The organism is Cyanobacterium sp. IPPAS B-1200 (assembly GCF_001747005.2).
Classification (GTDB): domain Bacteria; phylum Cyanobacteriota; class Cyanobacteriia; order Cyanobacteriales; family Cyanobacteriaceae; genus Cyanobacterium.
The window spans coordinates 257,505-278,882 of the sequence record NZ_CP182899.1; the positions used below are offsets into that span (position 1 = coordinate 257,505).

Annotated in this window: 18 protein-coding genes and 1 other RNA gene; 14 read left to right on the top strand and 5 right to left on the bottom strand. The window is 35.2% G+C overall.

Annotated elements, in window-relative coordinates:
• Window positions 1-12: 12 nt before the first annotated feature.
• A complete protein-coding gene (gene recG / locus A5482_RS01115) occupies window positions 13-2,511 on the bottom strand; it encodes an ATP-dependent DNA helicase RecG (protein ID WP_069789919.1) in 2,499 nt (832 codons plus the stop codon).
• A gap of 135 nt (window positions 2,512-2,646) precedes the next feature.
• Between recG and hpsE the strand changes: the two genes are divergently transcribed.
• The 8 genes from hpsE (at window position 2,647) to A5482_RS01155 (ending at window position 11,510) form a co-directional block, all read left to right on the top strand.
• Complete coding sequence (hpsE, locus tag A5482_RS01120) at window positions 2,647-3,612, top strand: hormogonium polysaccharide biosynthesis glycosyltransferase HpsE (protein ID WP_069789918.1); 966 nt, start codon at window positions 2,647-2,649, stop codon at window positions 3,610-3,612.
• Between the two features lie 9 nt (window positions 3,613-3,621).
• On the top strand, window positions 3,622-4,578 hold the full coding sequence (locus A5482_RS01125) for a glycosyltransferase family 2 protein (protein ID WP_069789917.1): 957 nt from the start codon (window positions 3,622-3,624) through the stop codon (window positions 4,576-4,578).
• Between the two features lie 546 nt (window positions 4,579-5,124).
• Window positions 5,125-6,078, top strand: coding sequence for a glycosyltransferase family 4 protein (locus A5482_RS01130; RefSeq protein WP_161486822.1), 954 nt, complete (start codon window positions 5,125-5,127; stop codon window positions 6,076-6,078).
• A 155-nt stretch (window positions 6,079-6,233) separates the two neighbouring features.
• Complete coding sequence (locus tag A5482_RS01135) at window positions 6,234-7,442, top strand: polysaccharide pyruvyl transferase family protein (RefSeq protein WP_141712653.1); 1,209 nt, start codon at window positions 6,234-6,236, stop codon at window positions 7,440-7,442.
• Entirely contained in the window at window positions 7,439-8,737 is a 1,299-nt protein-coding gene (locus A5482_RS01140; RefSeq protein WP_083260383.1) for a Coenzyme F420 hydrogenase/dehydrogenase, beta subunit C-terminal domain, read from the top strand. The genes A5482_RS01135 and A5482_RS01140 overlap by 4 nt, the downstream gene beginning before the upstream one ends.
• Before the next feature lie 17 nt (window positions 8,738-8,754).
• Window positions 8,755-9,789 carry a glycosyltransferase gene (locus tag A5482_RS01145; protein WP_069789913.1) on the top strand — a complete coding sequence of 345 codons (1,035 nt, stop codon included), beginning with the start codon at window positions 8,755-8,757 and terminating at the stop codon, window positions 9,787-9,789.
• 58 nt (window positions 9,790-9,847) lie between these two features.
• A complete protein-coding gene (locus tag A5482_RS01150; RefSeq protein ID WP_069789912.1) occupies window positions 9,848-10,180 on the top strand; it encodes a hypothetical protein in 333 nt (110 codons plus the stop codon).
• A gap of 286 nt (window positions 10,181-10,466) precedes the next feature.
• On the top strand, window positions 10,467-11,510 hold the full coding sequence (locus A5482_RS01155) for a glycosyltransferase (protein WP_069789911.1): 1,044 nt from the start codon (window positions 10,467-10,469) through the stop codon (window positions 11,508-11,510).
• A gap of 10 nt (window positions 11,511-11,520) precedes the next feature.
• Here A5482_RS01155 and ffs read toward each other — a convergent pair.
• Window positions 11,521-11,618: signal recognition particle sRNA small type (gene ffs, locus A5482_RS01160), an RNA gene on the bottom strand.
• Window positions 11,619-11,746: 128 nt separating this feature from the next.
• Here ffs and A5482_RS01165 point away from each other — a divergent pair.
• The 5 genes from A5482_RS01165 (at window position 11,747) to A5482_RS01185 (ending at window position 18,112) form a co-directional block, all read left to right on the top strand.
• Window positions 11,747-12,712, top strand: a complete 966-nt coding sequence (locus tag A5482_RS01165) for an NAD-dependent epimerase (RefSeq protein WP_069789910.1) — start codon at window positions 11,747-11,749, stop codon at window positions 12,710-12,712.
• Between the two features lie 131 nt (window positions 12,713-12,843).
• Window positions 12,844-14,241 (top strand): aromatic ring-hydroxylating dioxygenase subunit alpha, encoded by a 1,398-nt coding sequence (locus A5482_RS01170; protein WP_069789909.1) that lies wholly within the window; start codon window positions 12,844-12,846, stop codon window positions 14,239-14,241.
• Window positions 14,242-14,455: 214 nt separating this feature from the next.
• The gene (mgtE, locus tag A5482_RS01175; RefSeq protein ID WP_069789908.1) at window positions 14,456-15,856 is read left to right on the top strand and encodes a magnesium transporter; all 1,401 of its coding nucleotides are present in this window, start codon (window positions 14,456-14,458) and stop codon (window positions 15,854-15,856) included.
• 10 nt (window positions 15,857-15,866) lie between these two features.
• Window positions 15,867-17,387 (top strand): WD40 repeat domain-containing protein, encoded by a 1,521-nt coding sequence (locus tag A5482_RS01180; protein ID WP_069789907.1) that lies wholly within the window; start codon window positions 15,867-15,869, stop codon window positions 17,385-17,387.
• Between the two features lie 182 nt (window positions 17,388-17,569).
• The gene (locus A5482_RS01185; protein ID WP_069789906.1) at window positions 17,570-18,112 is read left to right on the top strand and encodes a DUF4330 domain-containing protein; all 543 of its coding nucleotides are present in this window, start codon (window positions 17,570-17,572) and stop codon (window positions 18,110-18,112) included.
• A 67-nt stretch (window positions 18,113-18,179) separates the two neighbouring features.
• Here the strand turns inward: A5482_RS01185 and A5482_RS01190 are convergent, their stop codons facing one another.
• The 3 genes from A5482_RS01190 to A5482_RS01200 form a co-directional block, all read right to left on the bottom strand.
• Entirely contained in the window at window positions 18,180-18,923 is a 744-nt protein-coding gene (locus A5482_RS01190; RefSeq protein ID WP_069789905.1) for a DUF561 domain-containing protein, read from the bottom strand.
• Between the two features lie 78 nt (window positions 18,924-19,001).
• Window positions 19,002-19,193 carry a DUF2949 domain-containing protein gene (locus tag A5482_RS01195; protein ID WP_069789904.1) on the bottom strand — a complete coding sequence of 64 codons (192 nt, stop codon included), beginning with the start codon at window positions 19,191-19,193 and terminating at the stop codon, window positions 19,002-19,004.
• A 688-nt stretch (window positions 19,194-19,881) separates the two neighbouring features.
• Window positions 19,882-20,343, bottom strand: coding sequence for a DUF192 domain-containing protein (locus tag A5482_RS01200; RefSeq protein WP_071891682.1), 462 nt, complete (start codon window positions 20,341-20,343; stop codon window positions 19,882-19,884).
• Between the two features lie 263 nt (window positions 20,344-20,606).
• Here A5482_RS01200 and A5482_RS01205 point away from each other — a divergent pair, with 263 nt between their 5' ends.
• Complete coding sequence (locus A5482_RS01205) at window positions 20,607-21,362, top strand: LmeA family phospholipid-binding protein (RefSeq protein ID WP_069789903.1); 756 nt, start codon at window positions 20,607-20,609, stop codon at window positions 21,360-21,362.
• Window positions 21,363-21,378 lie beyond the last annotated feature (16 nt).

Sequence of the window (21,378 nt, forward strand, 5' to 3'; positions counted from 1 at the left end):
TTTTCTCGTCACCTAAGTTAACATTTCACTACCAATTAATTTTTTATAACGCCTTGCTAGCTCATTTTTTAAACTAGAATCATCCTCCATATACTTATCTTGTAACAGAATCTTTTCCGCTGCATCCCTTGCTAAAACCAACACTTCTTGATCTTCCACCAAACTAGCAAGGGCAAAATCAGGCAATCCCGATTGACGAGAGCCTAAAACCTCCCCCGGCCCCCTCAACCTTAAATCCATCTCTGAGATAAAAAAGCCATCCTGAGACTGTTCTAACACTTTTAACCGTTGTAACCCATCGGGGGATTTGCTACCGCTGATAAGTAAACAATGGGATTTGTGACTGCCACGGCCTACCCTACCCCGTAACTGGTGCAGTTGTGATAACCCAAAACGTTCGGCATTTTCGATGAGCATAACGGTGGCATTGGGTACGTCAACCCCTACCTCGATGACGGTGGTGGAGACGATTATCTGAGTTTCGTTATCCCGAAAGGCGGTGAGGGCGGCTTCCTTTTCCTCCGATGACATACGCCCATGGAGTAAACCTACATTGAAGTTAGTAAAAATTTTCTCGCTAAATTTTTGATGTTCGACGACCGCTGCTTTGACATCGAGTTTTTCTGATTCTTCAATCATGGGAAAGATTACATAAGCCTGTCTCCCTTGGGCTACTTCCCTTTTTATTAATTCATAGCTTTGGGTGCGCTGTTTTCCTGCCAATACGGTGGTTTGAATGGGTTGTCTGCCGGGGGGTAGTTCGTCAATTTGGCTTACGTCTAAGTCTCCATGAAGGGTGAGGGCGAGGGTACGGGGAATGGGGGTGGCTGTCATGGTGAGGACATGGGGGGCTTTTCCTTTGGCTAAAAGACGGGCGCGTTGTTGTACCCCGAAGCGATGTTGTTCATCAATTACCACCAAGCCGAGGTTACGGAATTTTACAGGATCTTGAATTAGGGCGTGAGTGCCAATTAAAAGGGGCAATTCTCCGCTTTGCAGTTGGGAATGAATCTCCCTGCGTTTGGCGGTTTTGGTTGACCCTGTGAGCAATTCTACGGGCAAATGGAGCAGGTTAAACCACTGTACTATCTTGCGGTAATGTTGTTCTGCTAATACTTCGGTGGGTGCCATGAGGGCGGCTTGATACCCTGACTGGAGGGCGGCAAGGATGGCGAATACGGCGACGATAGTTTTTCCTGAGCCTACATCCCCTTGCACAAGGCGATTCATGGGGGAGGATGATTCTAAGTCGGTTTCGATTTCGTTGATTACCCTTTGCTGGGCATCGGTTAGCTGGAAGGGGAGGAGTTGGTTAAATTCTTCGATGAGTTTCCCTTGGGGAATGAAGGGGGAGGCTTGGCGGTTTTGTTTATCTTGTTTTTTTCTTTCTAAGAAGCCCAGTTGCAGGTAGAAAAATTCGTCAAATATTAGTCTTCTTCTTGCGTCTGTAAGTTGTTTTTGGTTGTCTGGATAATGGATATGGGCGATCGCCCTTTGCAGATCAATTAAACTATATTGTTGTCTGAGATAAACTGGCAAAGGATCATCAATTTCCGAGAGAGTAGGCAAAGACTCCACCACCGCCTTCCTAATCAAATCCGCTGCCACCCCTTCGGTGAGAGGGTACACAGGTAACAACCGCCCAATTTTAAGAGAGTTAATACTATTTCCCCCTGAGTCCAAAACCTCAAACTCAGGATTATCAAGGGTAATACCGTATTTATTTTCCTTTACCAATCCCGAAGCTGCAATCAACGCCCCCATAGCATAAGAGCGTTTCATCTTCTCCTGCCATCCCCTACTGCTGAAATAATTTCCCGCAAAAAAACGATTTATTTTCAGTTCTCCTGTTCTATCCTTGATAACGAGACTAAGAATAGTTAACTTTTTATTTTTCGGGCTACTAAAACAAGAGCATTTTTTTACCGTACCAATAACAGTGACCGTTTCCCCTGCTTCTAAATCCTTAATAGCAATTTTTTTTCCATAGTCAATATGCTCCCTAGGATAATAAAATAAAACATCCCTAACCCGATAAATACCCATTTTTTCTAATAGTTTATTTTGTCGAGTATTAACGCATTGCAAATTAATTACAGGACTATTTAAAGTTAGCTTGACGGGAGTTTCTTTTACCTTGGGAGTAACCGTGACCGTCTCAACTTTAGAAGGAAAAGGTATTATATTATCCTCTTTTGTTGCTTCTTTCCTTTCGGCTTCTTCCTTTTGTTTTTCTTTTACCTCATTAATAAATTCTTCTACATAACCAATTAAATCTTTTTTCTCTTGTAAAGTTAACTGAGGATATTCTGCAAAATCCTTTGCCACTTTTTGCCACTTAAAAGCAATCATCAAGTTTAAAACAGGCGGAATACCACCAAAACTAAGACAGAGAAATTCATGGAAACGATATTGTTTTCCCTGTAGATTTTGATAGCCATATTCCTTTTCTACCGACAACGCCTTTTCAATTCTTTCCCAGTCAGGGGATTTTCTGCCCTCTCCACTCATCACGATTCCCTAGTCTCAACCCGAAACTTTACGTTTTCTAGGATAACTGATTCTTGCTTTCTGACTGATAAATTGAGTTGAAAATTGGAAAAAAGGTTTTAGAATAGGTTTAATTAAATTAGCTGACGTGTGGTTATGATAGATTTCACAGTTGCCATTTGTACCTACAACGGAGAGAAAAGAGTCCCTGATGTTCTCGACAGACTCAAACAGCAAATTGACACAGAAGATATTAACTGGGAAATAATAGTTATTGACAATAACAGTAATGATAATACTGCTAAAGTAATCGAAGAATATAAAAATAATTGGAATGTAGCTTGTCCGATTAAATGTTATTTTGAAGAAAAACAAGGATTAGCTTATGCAAGACAAAAAGCTGTTGAAGAGGCAAATGGAAATTTAATTGGTTTTTTGGATGATGATAATTTACCGACATCAAATTGGGTGGAACAAGCCTATCTTTTTGGGAAACAGCATCCGAAAGCAGGAGCCTATGGTAGTAAAATAAAAGGGGAATATGAAATTGAACCACCACCAAATTTTGAGAAAATAAGTAGATTCTTTGCCATTGGCGGTAGCGATAAAACCATTTGTTATACTTCAGATGATTATCAATATGCTTATAAAAGAGTGCTTCCCCCAGGTGCGGGAATTGTTGTTCACAAACAAGCGTGGTTAGATAATGTTCCTACAAATTTATTCTTGCAAGGCAGAGTAAGCGGATTACAATTACCTGGCGATGATTTAGAGGCTTTTTTACATTTAAGAAAAGCAGGTTGGGAAATTTGGTACAATCCAGCGATGGAAATCTACCACAAAATTCCGAAAGAACGTTTACAAAAAGACTATATAGTTAATTTAATGAAAGGAAATGGCCTAAGTAGATACTATACTCGAATGTTAGGCTGGAAAGTATGGCAGCGGCCCTTTATTCTCCCCATCTATGCAATTAATGATTTAAGAAAAATTATGATTCATTTTTTTAAACATAGAAAACTATTAGAAACAGATATTGTTTTAAAGGCGGAAATGAAATTTCTAGTAAGTTCATTTGTTAGTCCTCTTTATTTTTGGAAATATCAAATTTTCAGGAGATAAATATTAATAATGCCCCTTATTTCTGTGATAATACCTGTTTATAACGGAGAAAAAACTATTCAAGAAACCATAAAATCTGTACTTCAACAAACATTTACAGATTTTGAATTAATTATTATTAATGATGGTTCAACTGATAATACTTTAGAAAAAATTGCTCAAATTGAAGATGATAGAGTAAAAGTCCTATCTTTTGCTAATCAAGGGGTGTCTGCTGCTCGTAACCTTGGCATTGCAAACTCTCAAGGCGATTATCTTGCTTTTCTTGACACAGATGATCTTTGGACTGAAGATAAGCTAGAATTACAATTAAAGGCATTACAAGAAAATAAAGAAGCAGTATTAGCTTATAGTTGGATAAATAATATAGATAAAAACAGTAAGTTTTTACGTTCCTACTCACATATTTTATTGAATGGTTATGTTTATGAAAAATTACTAATTAGTAATTTTTTAGGCACTGCTTCTAATCCTTTAATAAGAAGAAAAGTATTTGCAGAAATTGGTAACTTTGAAGAGTCTTTCCCTTATGCAGAAGACTGGGATTTATATTTGCGAATTGCTAAAAAATATGATTTCGTATGTGTACCATTACCACAGATTTTATATCGAATTTCTTCAAATTCTCTTTCTACTAATACAACAAAAATGGAGAAATATGGTTTATTAGTGATTGAAAAAAACTTTGCTGACATTTCTCCTTCATTAAAATCATTGAAAAAAAGTACATTATCTGATTTTTATATGTATCTTTCTCTTAAATCTGTTGAAGGAATACCTAGTTTTAAAAAAAGTTTAAATGGCTTAAGATACTTTTACTTTTTACTACAAAAAGACCCTTTGGTAATCAAGACAAGAAAAAGTTTAAGTAGTATCTTATTATTTAAAATCTTGGTAGGTTTATTCTTGCCGTCCTCACTAGCACAAAAATTATTAAATTTTGCTAAAAAGAAAAGTAACAGTTAAACTATTATTAGTTTAAAGTATCCTCTGTTACTACATGTATATTAGAAGTGTCAATAGTCAAATTACAATTCGGTAAATCACATCTCCCTGTCTCATTAAAAATGGCTTTTTACTAAGTAGTATGTGGTTAAAGCTGGAAATATTTAAAGTAACTTGTTCAAAAAGTAATAAATCAGGAATAATTAAAAGCTACGGATATTATAATAAACTGAGAAAATGACTTTATCGGCAAAAATGAAAACTTTATTTATTAATTTTCAAAAACCTTATCCTCCAATGGGAGGATTAACTTTGCGAAATTGGCAAAATATCAGTCTTATGATGCAACTTGGCGAGGTCCATCTTATTACTCTTGATTTTAAAAAATCAGAGAATGACGATAAATCTAGTCCACCATGTTTGAAAACTTATCAAGAATTTGATCTTAGATTTCTTCGCCAACAGAGAAGTATTCAAACAAAAATAATTAATAAATTATCGTATTTTACGCCTTTAGGACATCCACAAATTAATTGGTTAAGATGGGGTGTAGTAACAACAGCTTTAATGAAATTTATTTTAAAAGAAAAACCTAACTTAATTATTTTTCAAGATGTTAGATTTTATCATTATTTTCAGAAAATTAAAACTCTTCAAGAAAGTTGTCAGTTTAAAGTAATTTATGATGCTCAAAATGTGGAAGGAAAATTATTTAACGATATTTACCATTCCAGTGAAAGAAAACAATCTCTATTTTTTATTTCAAAATTTGATCCTTCAAAAGTTTTGCCGATTAAAATAAAAAGAATAGAACAAAGATTTGTTAGGGAAGCCAATCAAGTCTGGGTATGTAGTGAGAATGATGCTAATTTAATGCGAGAAATGTATGGTCAAAATTTATCTATTCAAGTAGTTCCTAATGGCATTAATGTTCATGACTATGAACATCTACGTCTAGGAAAATGTCCTCTTCCTGAGAATTGGAAATTTATCCCTCACACTATCGTTTTTCCCGCAACCTTTGGTTATCAACCCAACTCTGTCGCTGCTAAATTATTAATCGAGGAAATCTATCCTCGGTTACAAAAAATATATTCTGATTCCCGTTTAATCTTGGTAGGTAGTGGACCAACTAAATTGATGAGAGAAACAGCGAAAAGTAATCCTAATATTATAGTTACTGGTAAAGTCCCAGATATTAAACCTTATTTGGCGGCTGGAAATGTTATGGTTGTTCCTTTACAAGAGGGGGGAGGCACTCGTTTAAAAATTTTGGAGGCTTTTGCTGCGGGGATTCCTGTAGTAAGCACCTCAAAGGGAGCAGAGGGTTTAAAAGCTCAAGATGAACAACATTTGTTAATCAGAGATACCATGGAGGACATTGTAGAAGGAATTATTCAGTTATGGTCTGATCCTTGCTTTGCTAAAAAATTAGCAGATAATGCTTATAAACTGGTTCAATTTGAATACTCTTGGGAAGCAGTTGGTGATAGAGTTAAGGCAATAATTTTTCCTAGTTAACTAAATAATTTATGCAAACATTAAAGCAGTTATGGCAGTCCTAAATGAGTCATGAGATTGGGATCCCCCCTAACCCACCTTAAAAAAGGGGGAACTTAATTTAAAGTTCTCACAAATGATTTAGGGTCGCTATAGATACCCAAAATCAAAATAAAGTGAAAAATCAAGAGGCAAAAATAATGAAAATATGTTTATTATGGGCGACAGTTTATTCAGGAAATATGGGGGTTAATGCTCTAACTTATTCTGCGTTGACTTATTTAGAAAAGTTATCTCAAATGACGAATCAAAAATATCAATACATCTTAATAGGTACAGGGAAGAATGCTATTGTTGAAGATAAAATAGAGATAAATTCTCAAGAACTACATTTTAAATTTTACCCTATATACGGTTATACTAATCGAACTGCTTTAATCAAACCTAAATCGTTATCGTTTTATCAAGAAGTGAAAGAAGCTGACTTAATTATAGATTTAGGAGAAGGTGATAGTTTTACTGATATCTATGGTGAAGAACGGTTTAAAAAATTATTTATAACTAAATTATATTGCTTATTATTAAAGAAAAAAATTGCTTTATTTCCGCAAACAATTGGTCCTTTTAATAAACAGTGGACTCGATTATGCGCTAATTTTATTCTGGGTAAAATGACGGCTATTTATGTTCGTGATGACTTAAGTTATGAATATTGTATTCAGAATATTCCCAACTATAAAACTTTAAAAAAGTTTACTGATTTAGCTTTTTATTTGCCTTTTGAGCAATGCATTTTTAATCACGAAAAGATGAATATTGGTCTGAATATTTCAGGCCTACTTTGGAACGGAGGTTATAATACAAATAATCAGTTTGCTTTACAGGTGAATTATCCACAAATGATTACCAATATTCTGGATTTATTAAATCAGAAAAATAATTGTTTGATTCATTTAATTCCCCATGTGATCAGTCCATCTTTTCCTATCGACGATGATTATGAAGTCTGTCAAAAATTACATTTGAAATATTCTCAAACAATTCTTGCTCCTTCTTTTACCTCCCCCATTGAAGCTAAAAGTTATATTAGTGGTTGTGATTTGTTTATTGGTTCACGAATGCACTCTTGTATTGCTGCTTTATCTGCTGGAGTACCTGTCATACCGATAGCTTATAGTCGAAAATTTACGGGACTTTTCGATTACACTCTCAAATATCCTTATGTAATAGATGCTACGAAAAAAAATGACAAATATGTTATCAATCAATTAGACAAATATATGGGTAATCGGGAAGAAATGTTGACAAAAGTCAAAGAATCCACACTTTTAATTGAAAAATATAATCAAGATTTTTTTGAGGAACTTAGTTATTTAATAAAATGATGAAAAGCGTTAAAGATGTGGGTCAAGCTAATCTGTGTATTGGCTGTGGTATCTGTGAAGCTATGGCTTCTGATCAGGTGATCAAAATTAAATTAGGTGAAGATGGTTTTTATTATCCTCATCTTAATGAGGGCTTGGAAAAACAGGAACCTTGGCAAGAAATTAAACAGGTCTGTCCAGGTATGCTAGTAAATCAAGATCAGACACTTTCTACTCAAGACGAAAAACTCTGGGGACCGATTGCTCAAAGCTGGGTAGGATATTCAACTGATCCAGAAATTCGTTGGCAGGCCTCTTCAGGTGGTGGAATAACGGGTTTATTACAATTCCTTTTAGAAAAAAAAATTGTGACTGGTGTTATACATATAGGTAAAAGTTTATCTAATCCTCTTACAAATGATGTTTTTCTTAGTAGAAAACGGGAAGATATTATCAGAAATTCGGGGTCACGATATGCTCCTGCTTCTCCTTTAACATCAATTATTAAAATACTCCAAGATAAGGTAGAAAAAATCGCATTTGTGGGCAAACCTTGTGATGTGGCTGCATTGCGAGCTTATCTGAAATTATATCCTCAATACCAAGAGCAGATTGTGGTTTTGATTACTTTTATGTGTGCTGGTACTCCTAGTATGAAGGGTACAGAACATTTGCTCAAGACTCTCAAGGTTTCGTCAGACAATTTACAAGATTTTTGGTATAGGGGTAAAGGATGGCCTGGAAAAGCTACAGCAATTGATCAAGATTTGAGAGAATTTTCTCTCAGCTATAATCAGTCTTGGGGTACAATTTTAAACAAACATTTACACTTTAGATGTAAAGTCTGTCCTGATGGAATGGGTACTATTGGAGATATTACTTTTGGAGACGCTTGGATAGAAGAAAACGGTTATCCTAGTTTTGAAGAACAAGAAGGAAAAAGTTTGATTATTGCTAGAAATAATCAAGGTAAAAATTTCATTGAACAGGCAATTACTCAGGGATATTTGGAGGTTGATAATTATTATTTAAATAATCTGGAAAAAATTCAGCCTTATCAAGCACAAAGAAAAAAATTAATTGCTTCGAGAATCTTGGCGTTAAGATTAACAGGACTATTCTATCCTCAATTTTCAGGATTTTATTTAATAGATAATTCTTTATCAGTCAGTATCAGGGAAAATATCAACGGTACTTTAGGTACTCTAGAGAGATTGAGTGATAAAAATAAATTTAACTATTTTGTCTTTAAAATATTTAGTATTCTTTCTCTGACGATTCAAAAAATCGGTAAACTATTCAAGTATTTTAAATAAAAACATTTAATTTTACAATGAAACCTAAAATATCCATAATTTTACCTAGTTTTAATAATCGACAATACCTAGACAAAAGACTCAAAACTATTATCAATCAAACTTTCACCGATTGGGAATTGGTTGTTATTGATAATTTATCCGATGATGGTGCATGGGAATTAATCCAAGAATTTGCTCAAAAAGAGCCAAGAATGCGCATTTCGCAAGCTGCTAGGAAGGGAATGTATGTTAATTGGAATAACTGTATTCGTTTAGCTCAGGGAGAGTACATTTATATTGCGACGAATGATGATCTAATGACTCTGGATTGTTTGGAGAAAATGGTAACAGAATTGGAAAAATATCCCGAATGTGATATTTGTCATTGTTGTTTAACCATTATTGATCACCAAGATCGAGAAATTCCTCAAAAATGGTATCAATTTCTACCTCAATTATTTTATGGTGAATTAATCCATCAAAAACACATTCGTTTTGCTCCTTATGATGGCATTTTATATTGTGCTCTAACTACTGTCTATTGTGGTCCATTACAGTTATTAATTCGGCGCTCTGTTTTTGAGAAAATCGGTTTATTTGCCACAAATTTCGGACCTGCTGCGGATTTTGAATGGGGTATGCGAGCGGCGTTGGTTTGTAATATCCTTCATGTTCCTGAAGAATTGGTTTCCTGGCGTATTCATCCTCAACAGGCCACTCAAAGTTATAGTCATAATAGTTCAGTACATTATGAGAATTTTATCGCCATGGTAAAATCAGCTTTACTAATTTTGGAAAAATATAATCCTGAATTTTATCAGAAGTTAGATTTAGAGAAATTGTTATTTGTCTATAAAAGAAAAGCTTTAACGGCAGGTTTTAAGGGAAAGTCAAATAAATTAGATAAGATTAAATATATCTTATCTTTTTTTTCTCCCAATCCTGTTTTCTTGGCAGAATTTTTCTATAGAAGAGTGTTTTTTGCCAGAGGTAAAACTGATGATTGTACTTATATTAGAAATGAGTTAAAACGCTTACAATTAGAAGATTCAATTAAAATTATTAATTGAATTATGTTTGACTACTTCATAAAAATATAGTTATTTAAATCGTTTAGAATAAGTTTTATTGCGACGAACTCCCCTCGCTGAGAATGCTTCTTTTTATGTCAATGTTATTTCTAGTTACGCTCAGCTTAGTAATCCTCAGTTAATCTTGGGCGGTACAGGAGTTCTTGCTATTGATGATTTGGAAAATCAACAAGTTTTAGAAACCGCTGTAGCTGGAAAAGCTGACCTATTGATAACTGCTAACTTTCAGGATTTTCTCAACAAAGATGTGAAAACCATTATTCCAAATAAGCACGCTATTTATGATTTTCCCCATCATAATATTCATATTGTTCATCCTCACTTAGCCATTAACTGGTTAAAAAAAGGTACAATTCCTCCTATATCTTAACCATAGTAATCTCGTGTGTCATTCCCTCAAAGTTCCACGACTCAATCAATCGGACATCAAAATTAGTTGATTGAGCAAAAAATATTTTCCTAACTAACCTGAAATACTATGCAATTAATGCACCCTGGTTTAAAAGACTTACTTTTAATTCCTGAATACAGCAAAAGGGCGATCGCCCTTACCAATTAATATTAGAAACAAAAGAAATTTCGAGAAAATTATCAGGCTAAGTAGTTAAAATTAGTTGATTGAGCAAAAAATATTTTCTTAACTAACCTGAAATACTATGCAGTTAATGCACCCTGGTTTAAAAGACCTACTTTTAATTCCTGAATACAGCCAAAGGGCGATCGCCTTTTTATCCTTAGAAACAAAATTACCCAATTGGTTATTAAAGTTTAGTAAATTATTTCCCTATCAAATTGGCTTACAAATTAGACGGGAATATCGTCATATTGCCATGGGTTTAAGAGCATTTAAATTTAACGATATTGACTCTATTTTTGTATTTGAATTTTATAATCAACATTGCTTGTTTTTGTTACCATTATTGGCGTTGAGGAGAAAATTAACCTTTCTTAGTCTTCATGGTAATCAACAGTTTGCCATGAATAGCAAAATTAAATACTTAGGCTTTATTTATCTAAAATTTTATCTACAATTATTTAGAAACTTAAAAGTAGTTTTGTTAGAAATTGATGATGATGTAATTCCTGAAAAATACAGATTTTCTGACCATTGTAAATATTTGATGCCCCATCCGATTCTTAGTGAGGTGACACCTAGACTCAAGTTAGGGGAAAGATTATCGGAGAATCAAACCATAAAAATTGGGGTGGTAGGAATGATTCGCCCTGATAAACCGATCGCCCTTATCCTTGATAGAATACAACAGTATATTGCCGATAATGATCACCAATGTGAATTAATCATCGGTACACCCTTAAATCAAAAACCAGCCTATCTCGATGAAACAAAAGCTACTTTGTTCGACACCACCAAAGAAGAAGACTATTTAAAAGTATTACAACAGATAGATATATTAATCATTCACTACGACAAAGAGCGTTATTTTTACCGTGCCAGTGGAGTCATCAGTGATGCAGCTTCGGCTGGTTGCCATATTATCGCCTCTGATTATCCCGTAATTCATCATCAGGTGAATTCTCCCGTCAAAATTGGCTATAATTTCTCCGAATTTGAACAAATACCAAAATTAATTGACCAAACCATTAAGGATATTAAAAACCATGGACAGGATAACCATTGGCAGTGGAGGGAAGCTAGAAGTGTAAGGGCGATCGCATCTATTTTTGATGTAGAGAAATAGTGAGATCTATTAAAGACCCGAATCTTACGCCCATTTCAAGCATCCCGTATTGCTGCTACCTTCCGGTCCTGACAAGGTTTGAGCGTCGAAACTGCATAAGTCCGAGTCATTGACTATCATAACCCATTGTGAAGGTAAATTTCAAGGAGAAAAAACCACTTTGGTCATATTCAATGGGAATATTACAGAAACAAAAGATAAGATACAGTAAAAAATAACCCCATAAAGACTAGGCTATGAAAATATTAGTAACAGGTGCAGCAGGATTTATCGGTTTTTACTTAACCAAAGAATTATTATCCAGAGGAGAAACAGTAGTTGGTATAGATAATATTAACGACTATTATGATGTTTCCCTTAAAATCGCAAGATTGGATCAATTAGAAGGGCAAAAAAACTATATCTTTCACAAATTGGATTTAACAGATAGGGCAAATCTTGAAAAACTCTTTACTGAAAATAAATTCGATACAGTTGTACATCTAGCTGCCCAAGCGGGAGTAAGATACTCCATTGAAAATCCCCATGCCTATGTAGATAGTAACCTAGTGGGTTTTGTTAATCTTTTGGAATGTTGTCGCCACAATGCTATCAAACACTTAGTTTTCGCCTCTTCTAGCTCTGTTTATGGGGCGAATAAAAAAATTCCCTTTTCTACTTCCGACAATGTAGATAATCCTGTCAGTTTATATGCCGCCACCAAAAAAGCCAACGAATTAATGGCTCATACCTATAGTTATTTATACAATATTCCTTGTACTGGGTTACGCTTTTTTACTGTTTATGGACCTTGGGGAAGACCAGATATGGCATACTTTTTATTTACTAAGGCTATTTTAGAAGGAAAACCGATTAAGGTTTTTAATTATGGCAAAATGCAACGGGATTTTACCTATATTGATGATATTGTCGAGGGAATTATTAGGGTGATGAATCATCTTCCCCAAGGTAGTGTCTCTGATGGTGGGCAAAAGCATCCTCCTTACAAAATATATAATATCGGCAATAATCAACCCGTTGAGTTGAGCAAATTTATTGAAGTTATCGAAAATTGCTTGGGCATGGAAGCTGAAAAAAATTTTTTACCGATACAGCCCGGAGATGTGCCAACTACTTATGCAGATATTGATGATTTAATTGAGGATGTCGGTTTCAAACCCAGTACTACCATTGAGGAAGGTATTGAAAAGTTTGTCACCTAGTATAAAAGTTTTTACAAAACATCGTAACATATTTGCTTAGTAAAGTCAAAATATTTTATAAAACTTTAGACTAGCAAGAATTTTTGTTAACATTTTGTAATAGTTACTAAAATCAATAATTCCTGCAAAATATGACACAATCTACCCTTGAAAAAACAAAAGCCCCTGTCGTTTTACCCGTGGGGGGTGAAGACGAAGATAATTTTAATTATCAAGAGGTTTGGTATCCTGTCTTTTTTGTGGAGGATTTGGATAAAAATAGACCCAATTCTTTTACTCTCTTAGAAGAGGATATTGTGATTTGGTGGGAGGAAAAAACTTCTCAATGGCGAGTGTTTGCGGATAAATGCCCCCATCGTTTAGCGCCTTTAACGGAGGGAAGAATTAATGAGGAGGGTTTATTGGAATGCCCTTACCATGGCTGGGCTTTTTCTGGGGAGGGAGATTGTGAAGTGATACCCCAACAGAAGGAAAATCAACAGGCGCAAAAGTCTTCTCGTGCCTGTGCGAAGGCTTATTCTTGTAAAATTGAACAGGATTTATTATTTGTTTATGCTGGTAATCCTAATAATGCTGATAAAACTCCTATTCCCATCGTAGATCCTTTGGAGGAGGATAAGGATAAATGGTTGGTGTTAAATACTTTTCGGGATATTCCTTATTCTGCCCTCACTTTATTGGAAAATGTCCTTGATTCTAGTCATATACCCTATACTCATCATGGTTCTGTGGGCGATCGCACTAACGTTTCTACGGTAGAATTAGAAATTATCAGCAGTAATAGGCAAGGCTTTAAGGGAGTATGGCAAGAAGGACCAAGAAAAGGTAAACTAGGCACTCAATACACTACCTTTGTCGCCCCCAATTTAATGTGGCATGACTTAACCTCCAAGCAATTTGGACGCACCATGACGGTGGTTTATGCTACCCCCATTAGTAAAGGAAAATGTCGTTTATTTGCCCGTTTTCCCTTCCAATTTTCCTCAAAAATACCTCAATTTTTTATTAAGTTGACTCCCCGTTGGTATTCCCACCTGAATCAAAATGCGATTCTTGAAGATGATCAAATTTTCCTCCATTACCAAGAGCGATATTTAGAAAAATTAGGAGGTAGTGAAAAGTACGAAAAAGCCTGTTATTTACCTACCAAAGCTGATTTATATGTAACAGAATTTAGACAGTGGATAAATAAATTTAATGCGGAGTTATTTCCCCATCAAACTTTACCCCCAACTCCTCCCCATGATGTATTATTGGAGCGTTATCATTCCCACACAGAAAATTGTTCTAGTTGTCGTCAAGCCTTAAAAAATATCAAAAAAATACGTCAAACTTTATTAGTTTTCAGCGCCATTATTTGGTCAATAATTCCTTTGATAACCCTTAAAGTCACTAGTATATCTCCATTAATTACTTATTTAACTGTTACAGTTAATTTAATCAGCATTTTATTATACTTTTACTTAGGAAAAATTGAGCAAAAGTTTTATCAAGGACAAACAATAGCTCCAAGAAATGTGAAAAAGTAATTGTTTTAGATCTCAAAAATTGTTAATACGAAAATGAAAAATAAAGAAATCAATAGATAATTATTTTTTATTTTTGATAATCCATTGTAATCATATTTGATAATCCATTGTAATCATAACTATATCCCAAGAAAAATTTTAACAATAACTAACATTCGCTAAAATTAAATGTCAGCAAAAAAAATCTGACGCCAACTACCAAGGGAGGAACTAGGTGAGTGATAATATAATCATTAATAAACAAGATTCTCGTCACGAATTAAGAGAATTACTCAATTCGCAACTAAGATTAATGCTGGATAAAAATAATCTTGAAGGGGCGAAATCATTACTAATACCCGTGCAACCAGTTGATATTGCCGAAGCCATTGGGGATTTACCTGAAACCCAAAAACTAATCGCCTTTCGGCTTCTCAATAAAACAGAATCTATCGATGTTTATGAGCATTTAGACTATAACAGTCAAGAGTCGTTAATTCAAGAATTTAAGCGTCAAGAAGTCTTGGACATTGTTGATAAAATGTCCCCCGATGATAGGGCAAAACTGTTTGATGAATTACCCGCAGTGGTGGTTAGTAGAATTTTAGAGCAACTTAGCCCAGAGGAAAGACAAACAACTAATTTGCTATTGGGTTATGGGGAAGATACCGCCGGGCGGATGATGACTCCTGAGTATATCGCCCTCAAGGAAGATTTTACCGTGGCACAAACCCTTGAGAAGATTCGCTCAGAGGCTAGGGCTTCGGAGTTGATATATTATATGTATGTGACGGATGCTTCTCGTCATCTCTTGGGCATTGTTTCCCTACGGGATTTGGTAGTAAGTTCCCCTGATGATACCCTTGATAAAGTGTTAACTAAAGACATTGTATATGTTAATACGGATATGGATCAAGAGGAGGTAGCCAGACTGATTCAACGGTATGACTTTTTGGCGGTGCCTGTGGTGGATAAGGAGTTGCGTTTGGTGGGTATCGTCACGGTGGATGATGTGATTGATATTATTGAAAGGGAGGCAACGGAGGATATTTATGCCCTAGGGGCGGTGCAGTCGGATGGAGATAATAGTTATTTTAAAACGAATCTTTTTGTGGTGGCGAGAAGAAGGGTTGTATGGTTGTTGGTGTTATTGTTAACCAATACGGTGACAGGGGCTATTATAGGGGCGCAGGAAGATATACTGGGCAGAGTGACGGTTTTGGCAGCATTTATTCCTCTTTTGATTGGTACGGGGGGAAATATTGGTACTCAATCTTCTACGGTGGTTATCAGAGGATTAAGCACTGATAAGGTGAATGATTATGGACCGAAAAAAATTATTTTTAGGGAGGCCATTGCTGGTTTAATATTAGGTTTAATATTAGGTTTATTGGCTACTATTTGGGCTTATTTTTTGCCACAAACAAACCAAAATTTGATGGTATGTGTAACGGTGGGATTTAGTTTAGTGGCGATCGCAATTTTGGCCTCAGTGGCAGGTTCGGCATTACCCTTTTTATTTCGCTCTTTTGGATTAGATCCTGCTTTGATGTCTGCACCCTTTATTACCACTGCTGTAGATGTTTTAGGTGTGTTGATTTATTTTACTATCGCCCGTATTTTATTACCATTTTAGGAGAGAGGCAATGATTTTTAAGAATTTTACTTGGTGGGAGATTGGGGAATATATTAGCACTCTAATTTTATTAATTTTACTTATTATTAATAATCCTTGGCAGGGTAATTTTGTAGTTATATTTTTCGTTGCAGTTATTCTAATTCTTAATATAATTAATCGTAAATCATTAGAGTACAGAAACAAAAAAAGAATAGCAGCTGCCCTTAATATTCAACTAAAAAGATTCTCAGAACAAATTGCAGAAGTTAGTAATAGAGTTAATATTTTAGGTAGTAAAATATCCGTCAATCAGCCGCCCTTATCTAGTTCAAAAATGGGGTTATCAGAAAATGAAGTAATTGCCTCTTTGCAAAAAGACATCGCCACCATTAATCAGTCGGTGACAAGTATGATTGATTATGTCAATAAAAGTGACTTACTAGAAAGAGTAGCTATCATTGAACAAAAATTACCCTATATCGATGCTTCAAATTATAGTGGTAGTGCAAAAAATGATGATTCTATAAAGTTACCTAGTCCTGAAATTATCCATCAAAAGTTACCAAAATATAATTATGATTCACCTCCTCGACTTGCTTGGAAATGTATTCATGTTATAGATGCCCATAGTCAATCAGTTACTGATGTAAGTGTTACTTTTGATAAAAAATATTTAGTTAGTGTTTCTTGGGATCAATATTTAAAATTATGGTCTTTGGAAGATGGTTTAGAAGTAGATGCAATTCAAGGCTCTGAACAGGGTTTATTAGCGGTATCTACCCACCAAACTAACTATTTAAATCATGGTATAGCCACAGGAAGTTTAGATCAAGATGTGAAAATTTGGTCTTTGGAAAAAAAGGGAAAAAAAGAACTAAAATTTAAGTTAGAACATACTTTAACCGAGCATACAGGTTCAATTCATGGCTTAGAAATTGCCCCAGAAAATAACTGCTTAATTAGTGGTAGTTATGACCAAACTTTGAAAAAATGGGATTTAATAAAAGGGGATTTAATTGATAGTTGTTATGATGATAATGGAGCTATAAATACGATCGCCCTTAACGATAAAATCGGTATTATGGTAAGCGGTGGTGGAGATGGCACCATTTCTGTATGGGAAATCAATAGTAATCGTAAACTAGCGGTTTTGGTGGATAACTTAATATCATTAGAATCTATCGCCATTAGTACATCAGGGGAATATGTGGCGGCAGGTTGTGCCAATGGAGACATTAAAATTTGGTATCTGCCCCCCTCGATTTTTAGCCTTTTCCAAGAAGTTTCCCCCTCCCTCCAACTCCAAGGGCATCATGGGCAAGTGATGGATTTAGCTTTTCACCCCGATGACCAGTTATTATATACTGTGGGAGTAGATGGGCTTTTGAAAATTTGGTACTGTGCCACGGGTAAGGAATTAGGACATCTAAAAATTAGTGAAGATAATCGCATCTTTTCCCTTGCCCTGAGTGATGACGGAGAAATTTTGGTGGCAGGAGGAGTTGACGGCACTATCAAAATTTGGCAACAAACTAAAACTATTAACTAAGGTTGGGTTAAAAAGTGGAGTCGTGAGGGTAATGGAGAATTGAGAATAATAAGGTTTCACTATCTCGGTTTATTCAGCGCACCCTATTTACTTATTACTCATAATCACCTAATACCTACTATCCACCACCTAATACCTCTTAGGATATAATATTTGAAGTTTTACGGTGTATAAAAAATATTATGAAAATCATCGATGGTAAAGGTCGTTTATTTGGGAAAGTTAACATTCTTGACCTAGGGGCGATCGCAGTTATACTATTAGTAATAGTGGGTATATTTATTGTACCAGGCCCATCAGGCTCTGTTGCCCAAGTAACAGGGGGTGGTAATAGAGTAGAAAAAGTAGAAGTCAGCCTTATTGTGAGGGGTTTAAACACTACCAACTCCGATGATACCCTTGCGGAATTGAATGATGATGCCGAAGTAAATGTTATCGTCAGAAATGAACCTGCGGGGAAATTAAAAATTGAATCAGTGCGAGAATTACCCAACTATGTGGCAGCAACTCAACCCGATGGTAGCGTAACAGCCCAACTAGATCCACGGCCCATCGTCAAAAATAGCATTGATATGATTTTAACCATGACAGGCAACGGACAACTCACCAACGATGGATATGTCATTGCTAACCAAAAAGTAAAAATTGGTACAGTCTTAGAATTAGATAACCCCCGTTACAATTTCCGAGGCACGGTAATAGAAGTTACTAATGTGGATAGTTAATGGGAAGCAATTTTGATTTAGGTGGGCAATGGACAATTAATTACCCATTACCTAACACCTATCAACTTTAGATGGTAGCTTTAACCTCAGAGGTGTCTAGGGCTTCCACTAGACTGCGTACCACAGCCATCATGGCTACTTCGTCATTAAGTTTGTTTACCGCAGAGCCTACCCCCACTCCAGAAGCACCAGTGGCGATCGCCATGGGTACAGTAACATCGGATAAACCAGAGGCACACAAGACGGGAATTTGTACCGCTTTAGAGATGGCATGGGCGGCGGCAAGGGTAGGACTTGCTTTTTCAATTAATCCTAAAATACCACTATGATTGGGTTTAGAACTTGTACCCCCTTCAGTTTGGATTATATCAGCACCTGCGGCTTCTAATGCTTGAGCTAATTCCACTTGCTCATGGAGGGGAAGGGTATGGGGTACAGTAACGGAAAGAAGAATATTCGGTAATAAAGCGCGGGTTTGACGGGTGAGGTTTAAAACGTCCTCGGCGCTGAAGTTGATTCCCTGAGCATAAAAACTATCAAAGTTCCCGATTTCGATTAAGTCTGCCCCTGCTTCTACGGCGCTGACAAATAACTGAGGCTCAACGGCACTAACGCATACAGGGATATTAATAGATTCTTTTACCGCTTTGATAATTTCTACATCAGCAGCAATGTCCACAAAAGTCGCTCCCCCTAATTCAGCGGCTTTACACACTGCCTTTACATTGGCTAAATCAAAGTTGTTTAAACCACTAATTACTTTAAGGGCTTTTTTCTGGGCGATCGCATTTATTAAATTCTTAAGACTCATACATATACCATGGTAGTGTTTAAGAAATTAATTATATCAGAATAAAGAAATTTGTTCTTTGGTAAGGTTCGTGGAAATTTAGAACTTTTCTAACCAATCGCAAATACGATCTAATTGTTCAATGGTAACTAAACCGTATTGCCATAATACCATGGGCATAAACTCAGTATTTTGTTCCACTGAACGCTGGGCGACAGCAATGGATTCGGGAGAAAGATTGATTTCTTCGCTAAGAAATTCTATGAAATTAGAGTAAATGATTGGTGGCATAATTGATTTTTTTTATATTCTTTAAATGTGTTAACAATGATCGTAAAAAATGATAATTTCTATTATTATTTTCATTAATAAAGTAGATAAACTTTTCCCCATAAAACCTAAATGGCAAACTTTTATAGGTGTTATTAATATTTTATTGATATTGCTTGTCTTACTCTTCAATGGGTTATAGACAAGGAAATTTTATAGTAAACCTCACTCCAGTATCTCGTTGGATAACTAACTAAATTAATGAACAACATCCTAACAAATTAAACAATTGATTTCTTGATTTTTAACTATGATTTAACAATCCCAATTTTAAAAAAGTTAAGTTTGGTATTTTTATTTTGTTAATAGTTAATTTCTTTTCAAGTTGTGGTATTGATAGGTACTGTTATAGTTACTTAATATCTGACGACAATTAATAGTCTAAATTAATCAGACTTTAGGATAAATCCAATTATCTTTGTTTGATTATTTTAGTCACAAAACTTATCAATGGATGACTATAGTTTTGATTTTCAGGGTTTATTGTAAATAAACACTTATTTTAGTTCATTTAACTTAATCAATAGATAAATCAATGGGGTTTATGACTAGCTAATTTAATAGACTTAATCAATTATCTTTGGCAGATATTTTTTTATATCCAACTTTTGAAGCTATATTATAGTTTATTTTTTTGATTTTGTGTAGTCTATTTTACATTATTTTCTAAAAACTGGATAGAAATGCGATCGCCCTGTTGAATATTCAACTCATCGGCTCTCCCCCCAGCCAACTCCAAAACCTGATCAACTATAGCTTCTGGACCATAAATGGGGCATGGCTCACTCTCACAGGGAGGAACATTTGCCTCCACCGATACCACTTCACCCCGATAAAGAAAAATCATGTCAAGGGGCATATTAACATTTTTCATCCAAAAACTAGCCCGACGGGGAAACTCAAAAGGAAACAACATCCCTCGATGGGGGGCAATAGAATCACGGTACATCAAACCTTGAGCTTGTTGTGAAGATGTTTTTGCCACCTCCAAATCGATTTGTTCACCATTAATGATAGTATTAGCCGTGATAGGCAATTCAGGAATAATATGGGGTTTTTCTACTGCAACCTCTGGAGAATCAGCTTTTGAACTATCTAATTCACACCCCATTAAAGGGAAAGATAGCAAAACAAAATAACCAAAAGAATAAATTAACAACCCATATTTTTTATTAAAAAAATTCAAGGATTTTCTAAGCATAAAAAAGAATAATCAATAATTGCATCAAAGTAAAATTAAGCATATATACTCAATCAACTTTTAAAATCAGAAGGTATTAGAACTTAAACACCATCAAGATTGTTATAGTTTTAATTAATAACTTAAAACAATGTTACAATACTTAATCATTTTCAGCAAATACTCATAAAATCATGGCATTACCTAACCTTAATCATATCGGGGAAGCAACAATTAATAAGATAGCGACAAAGGCTTTTGAAACTCAGGTGACACAAGCAAGGGAATTGAGCGTTAATGTGAAAGTCAGTCGTCAAAATCTTCGTAAAGGCATTCTCGAATCCTTAGAAATTAATGGGCAAGGGTTGATAATGAAAAGGGGCTTGAGTTTAGAGCAAATGAATATTAGTCTCCATGAAATAGGAGTTAACCCCCTCAAGGCATTGATGGGCAATGTACAGTTAACAAAACCCAGTGAAGGTAATGCTTGTATTATTCTCACTGAAAAAGATATTTGTACGGCGTTAAATATCGGCTATCTCAACGGCATCGCTTCTCAATATGATGTTTCTATGGATAATCATCCTGTACATATTAAGTTTGAGAATGTTAATTGTCGCATTTTATCCGACCATCGCATCATGGTTGAGGCTAAGGTATTGGTAAAGGAAACAAATACCATGGAGAGGGTATGTATATTATTTAAACCTATTATTTGTGATCAGGGTAATGGTGTTTTGCTGGATGATTTAGAATATGTAGAGGGCAAGGGTTTATCTTCTATAATCATTGATGGTCTCATTTCTCAGATTTGTGATGTTTTTAATTTAGACCATTTTGTTATTGATGGTATTTCTTTACAGGTGAATAATCTTGATTTTTCTGAGGGTATGTTGCGTTTATCTGCTTTGGCGGGAATTACCCATTTTCCCATGGGCAGTAATGGATGATACTAAATTTTGTTTT

Bases quoted from the DNA above. Each gene is read 5' to 3' on its own strand.
- A5482_RS01140 (WP_083260383.1), top strand. From the start codon at position 7,439: ATGATGAAAAGCGTTAAAGATGTGGGTCAAGCTAATCTGTGTATTGGC.
- A5482_RS01185 (WP_069789906.1), top strand. From the start codon at position 17,570: ATGAAAATCATCGATGGTAAAGGTCGTTTATTTGGGAAAGTTAACATT.
- A5482_RS01165 (WP_069789910.1), top strand. From the start codon at position 11,747: ATGAAAATATTAGTAACAGGTGCAGCAGGATTTATCGGTTTTTACTTA.
- hpsE (WP_069789918.1), top strand. From the start codon at position 2,647: ATGATAGATTTCACAGTTGCCATTTGTACCTACAACGGAGAGAAAAGA.
- A5482_RS01130 (WP_161486822.1), top strand. From the start codon at position 5,125: ATGAAATTTATTTTAAAAGAAAAACCTAACTTAATTATTTTTCAAGAT.
- A5482_RS01200 (WP_071891682.1), bottom strand. From the start codon at position 20,343: ATGGGGTGTGAATTAGATAGTTCAAAAGCTGATTCTCCAGAGGTTGCA.
- A5482_RS01145 (WP_069789913.1), top strand. From the start codon at position 8,755: ATGAAACCTAAAATATCCATAATTTTACCTAGTTTTAATAATCGACAA.
- A5482_RS01205 (WP_069789903.1), top strand. From the start codon at position 20,607: ATGGCATTACCTAACCTTAATCATATCGGGGAAGCAACAATTAATAAG.
- A5482_RS01155 (WP_069789911.1), top strand. From the start codon at position 10,467: ATGCAGTTAATGCACCCTGGTTTAAAAGACCTACTTTTAATTCCTGAA.
- A5482_RS01195 (WP_069789904.1), bottom strand. From the start codon at position 19,193: ATGCCACCAATCATTTACTCTAATTTCATAGAATTTCTTAGCGAAGAA.
- A5482_RS01170 (WP_069789909.1), top strand. From the start codon at position 12,844: ATGACACAATCTACCCTTGAAAAAACAAAAGCCCCTGTCGTTTTACCC.
- recG (WP_069789919.1), bottom strand. From the start codon at position 2,511: ATGAGTGGAGAGGGCAGAAAATCCCCTGACTGGGAAAGAATTGAAAAG.
- A5482_RS01190 (WP_069789905.1), bottom strand. From the start codon at position 18,923: ATGAGTCTTAAGAATTTAATAAATGCGATCGCCCAGAAAAAAGCCCTT.
- A5482_RS01180 (WP_069789907.1), top strand. From the start codon at position 15,867: ATGATTTTTAAGAATTTTACTTGGTGGGAGATTGGGGAATATATTAGC.
- A5482_RS01125 (WP_069789917.1), top strand. From the start codon at position 3,622: ATGCCCCTTATTTCTGTGATAATACCTGTTTATAACGGAGAAAAAACT.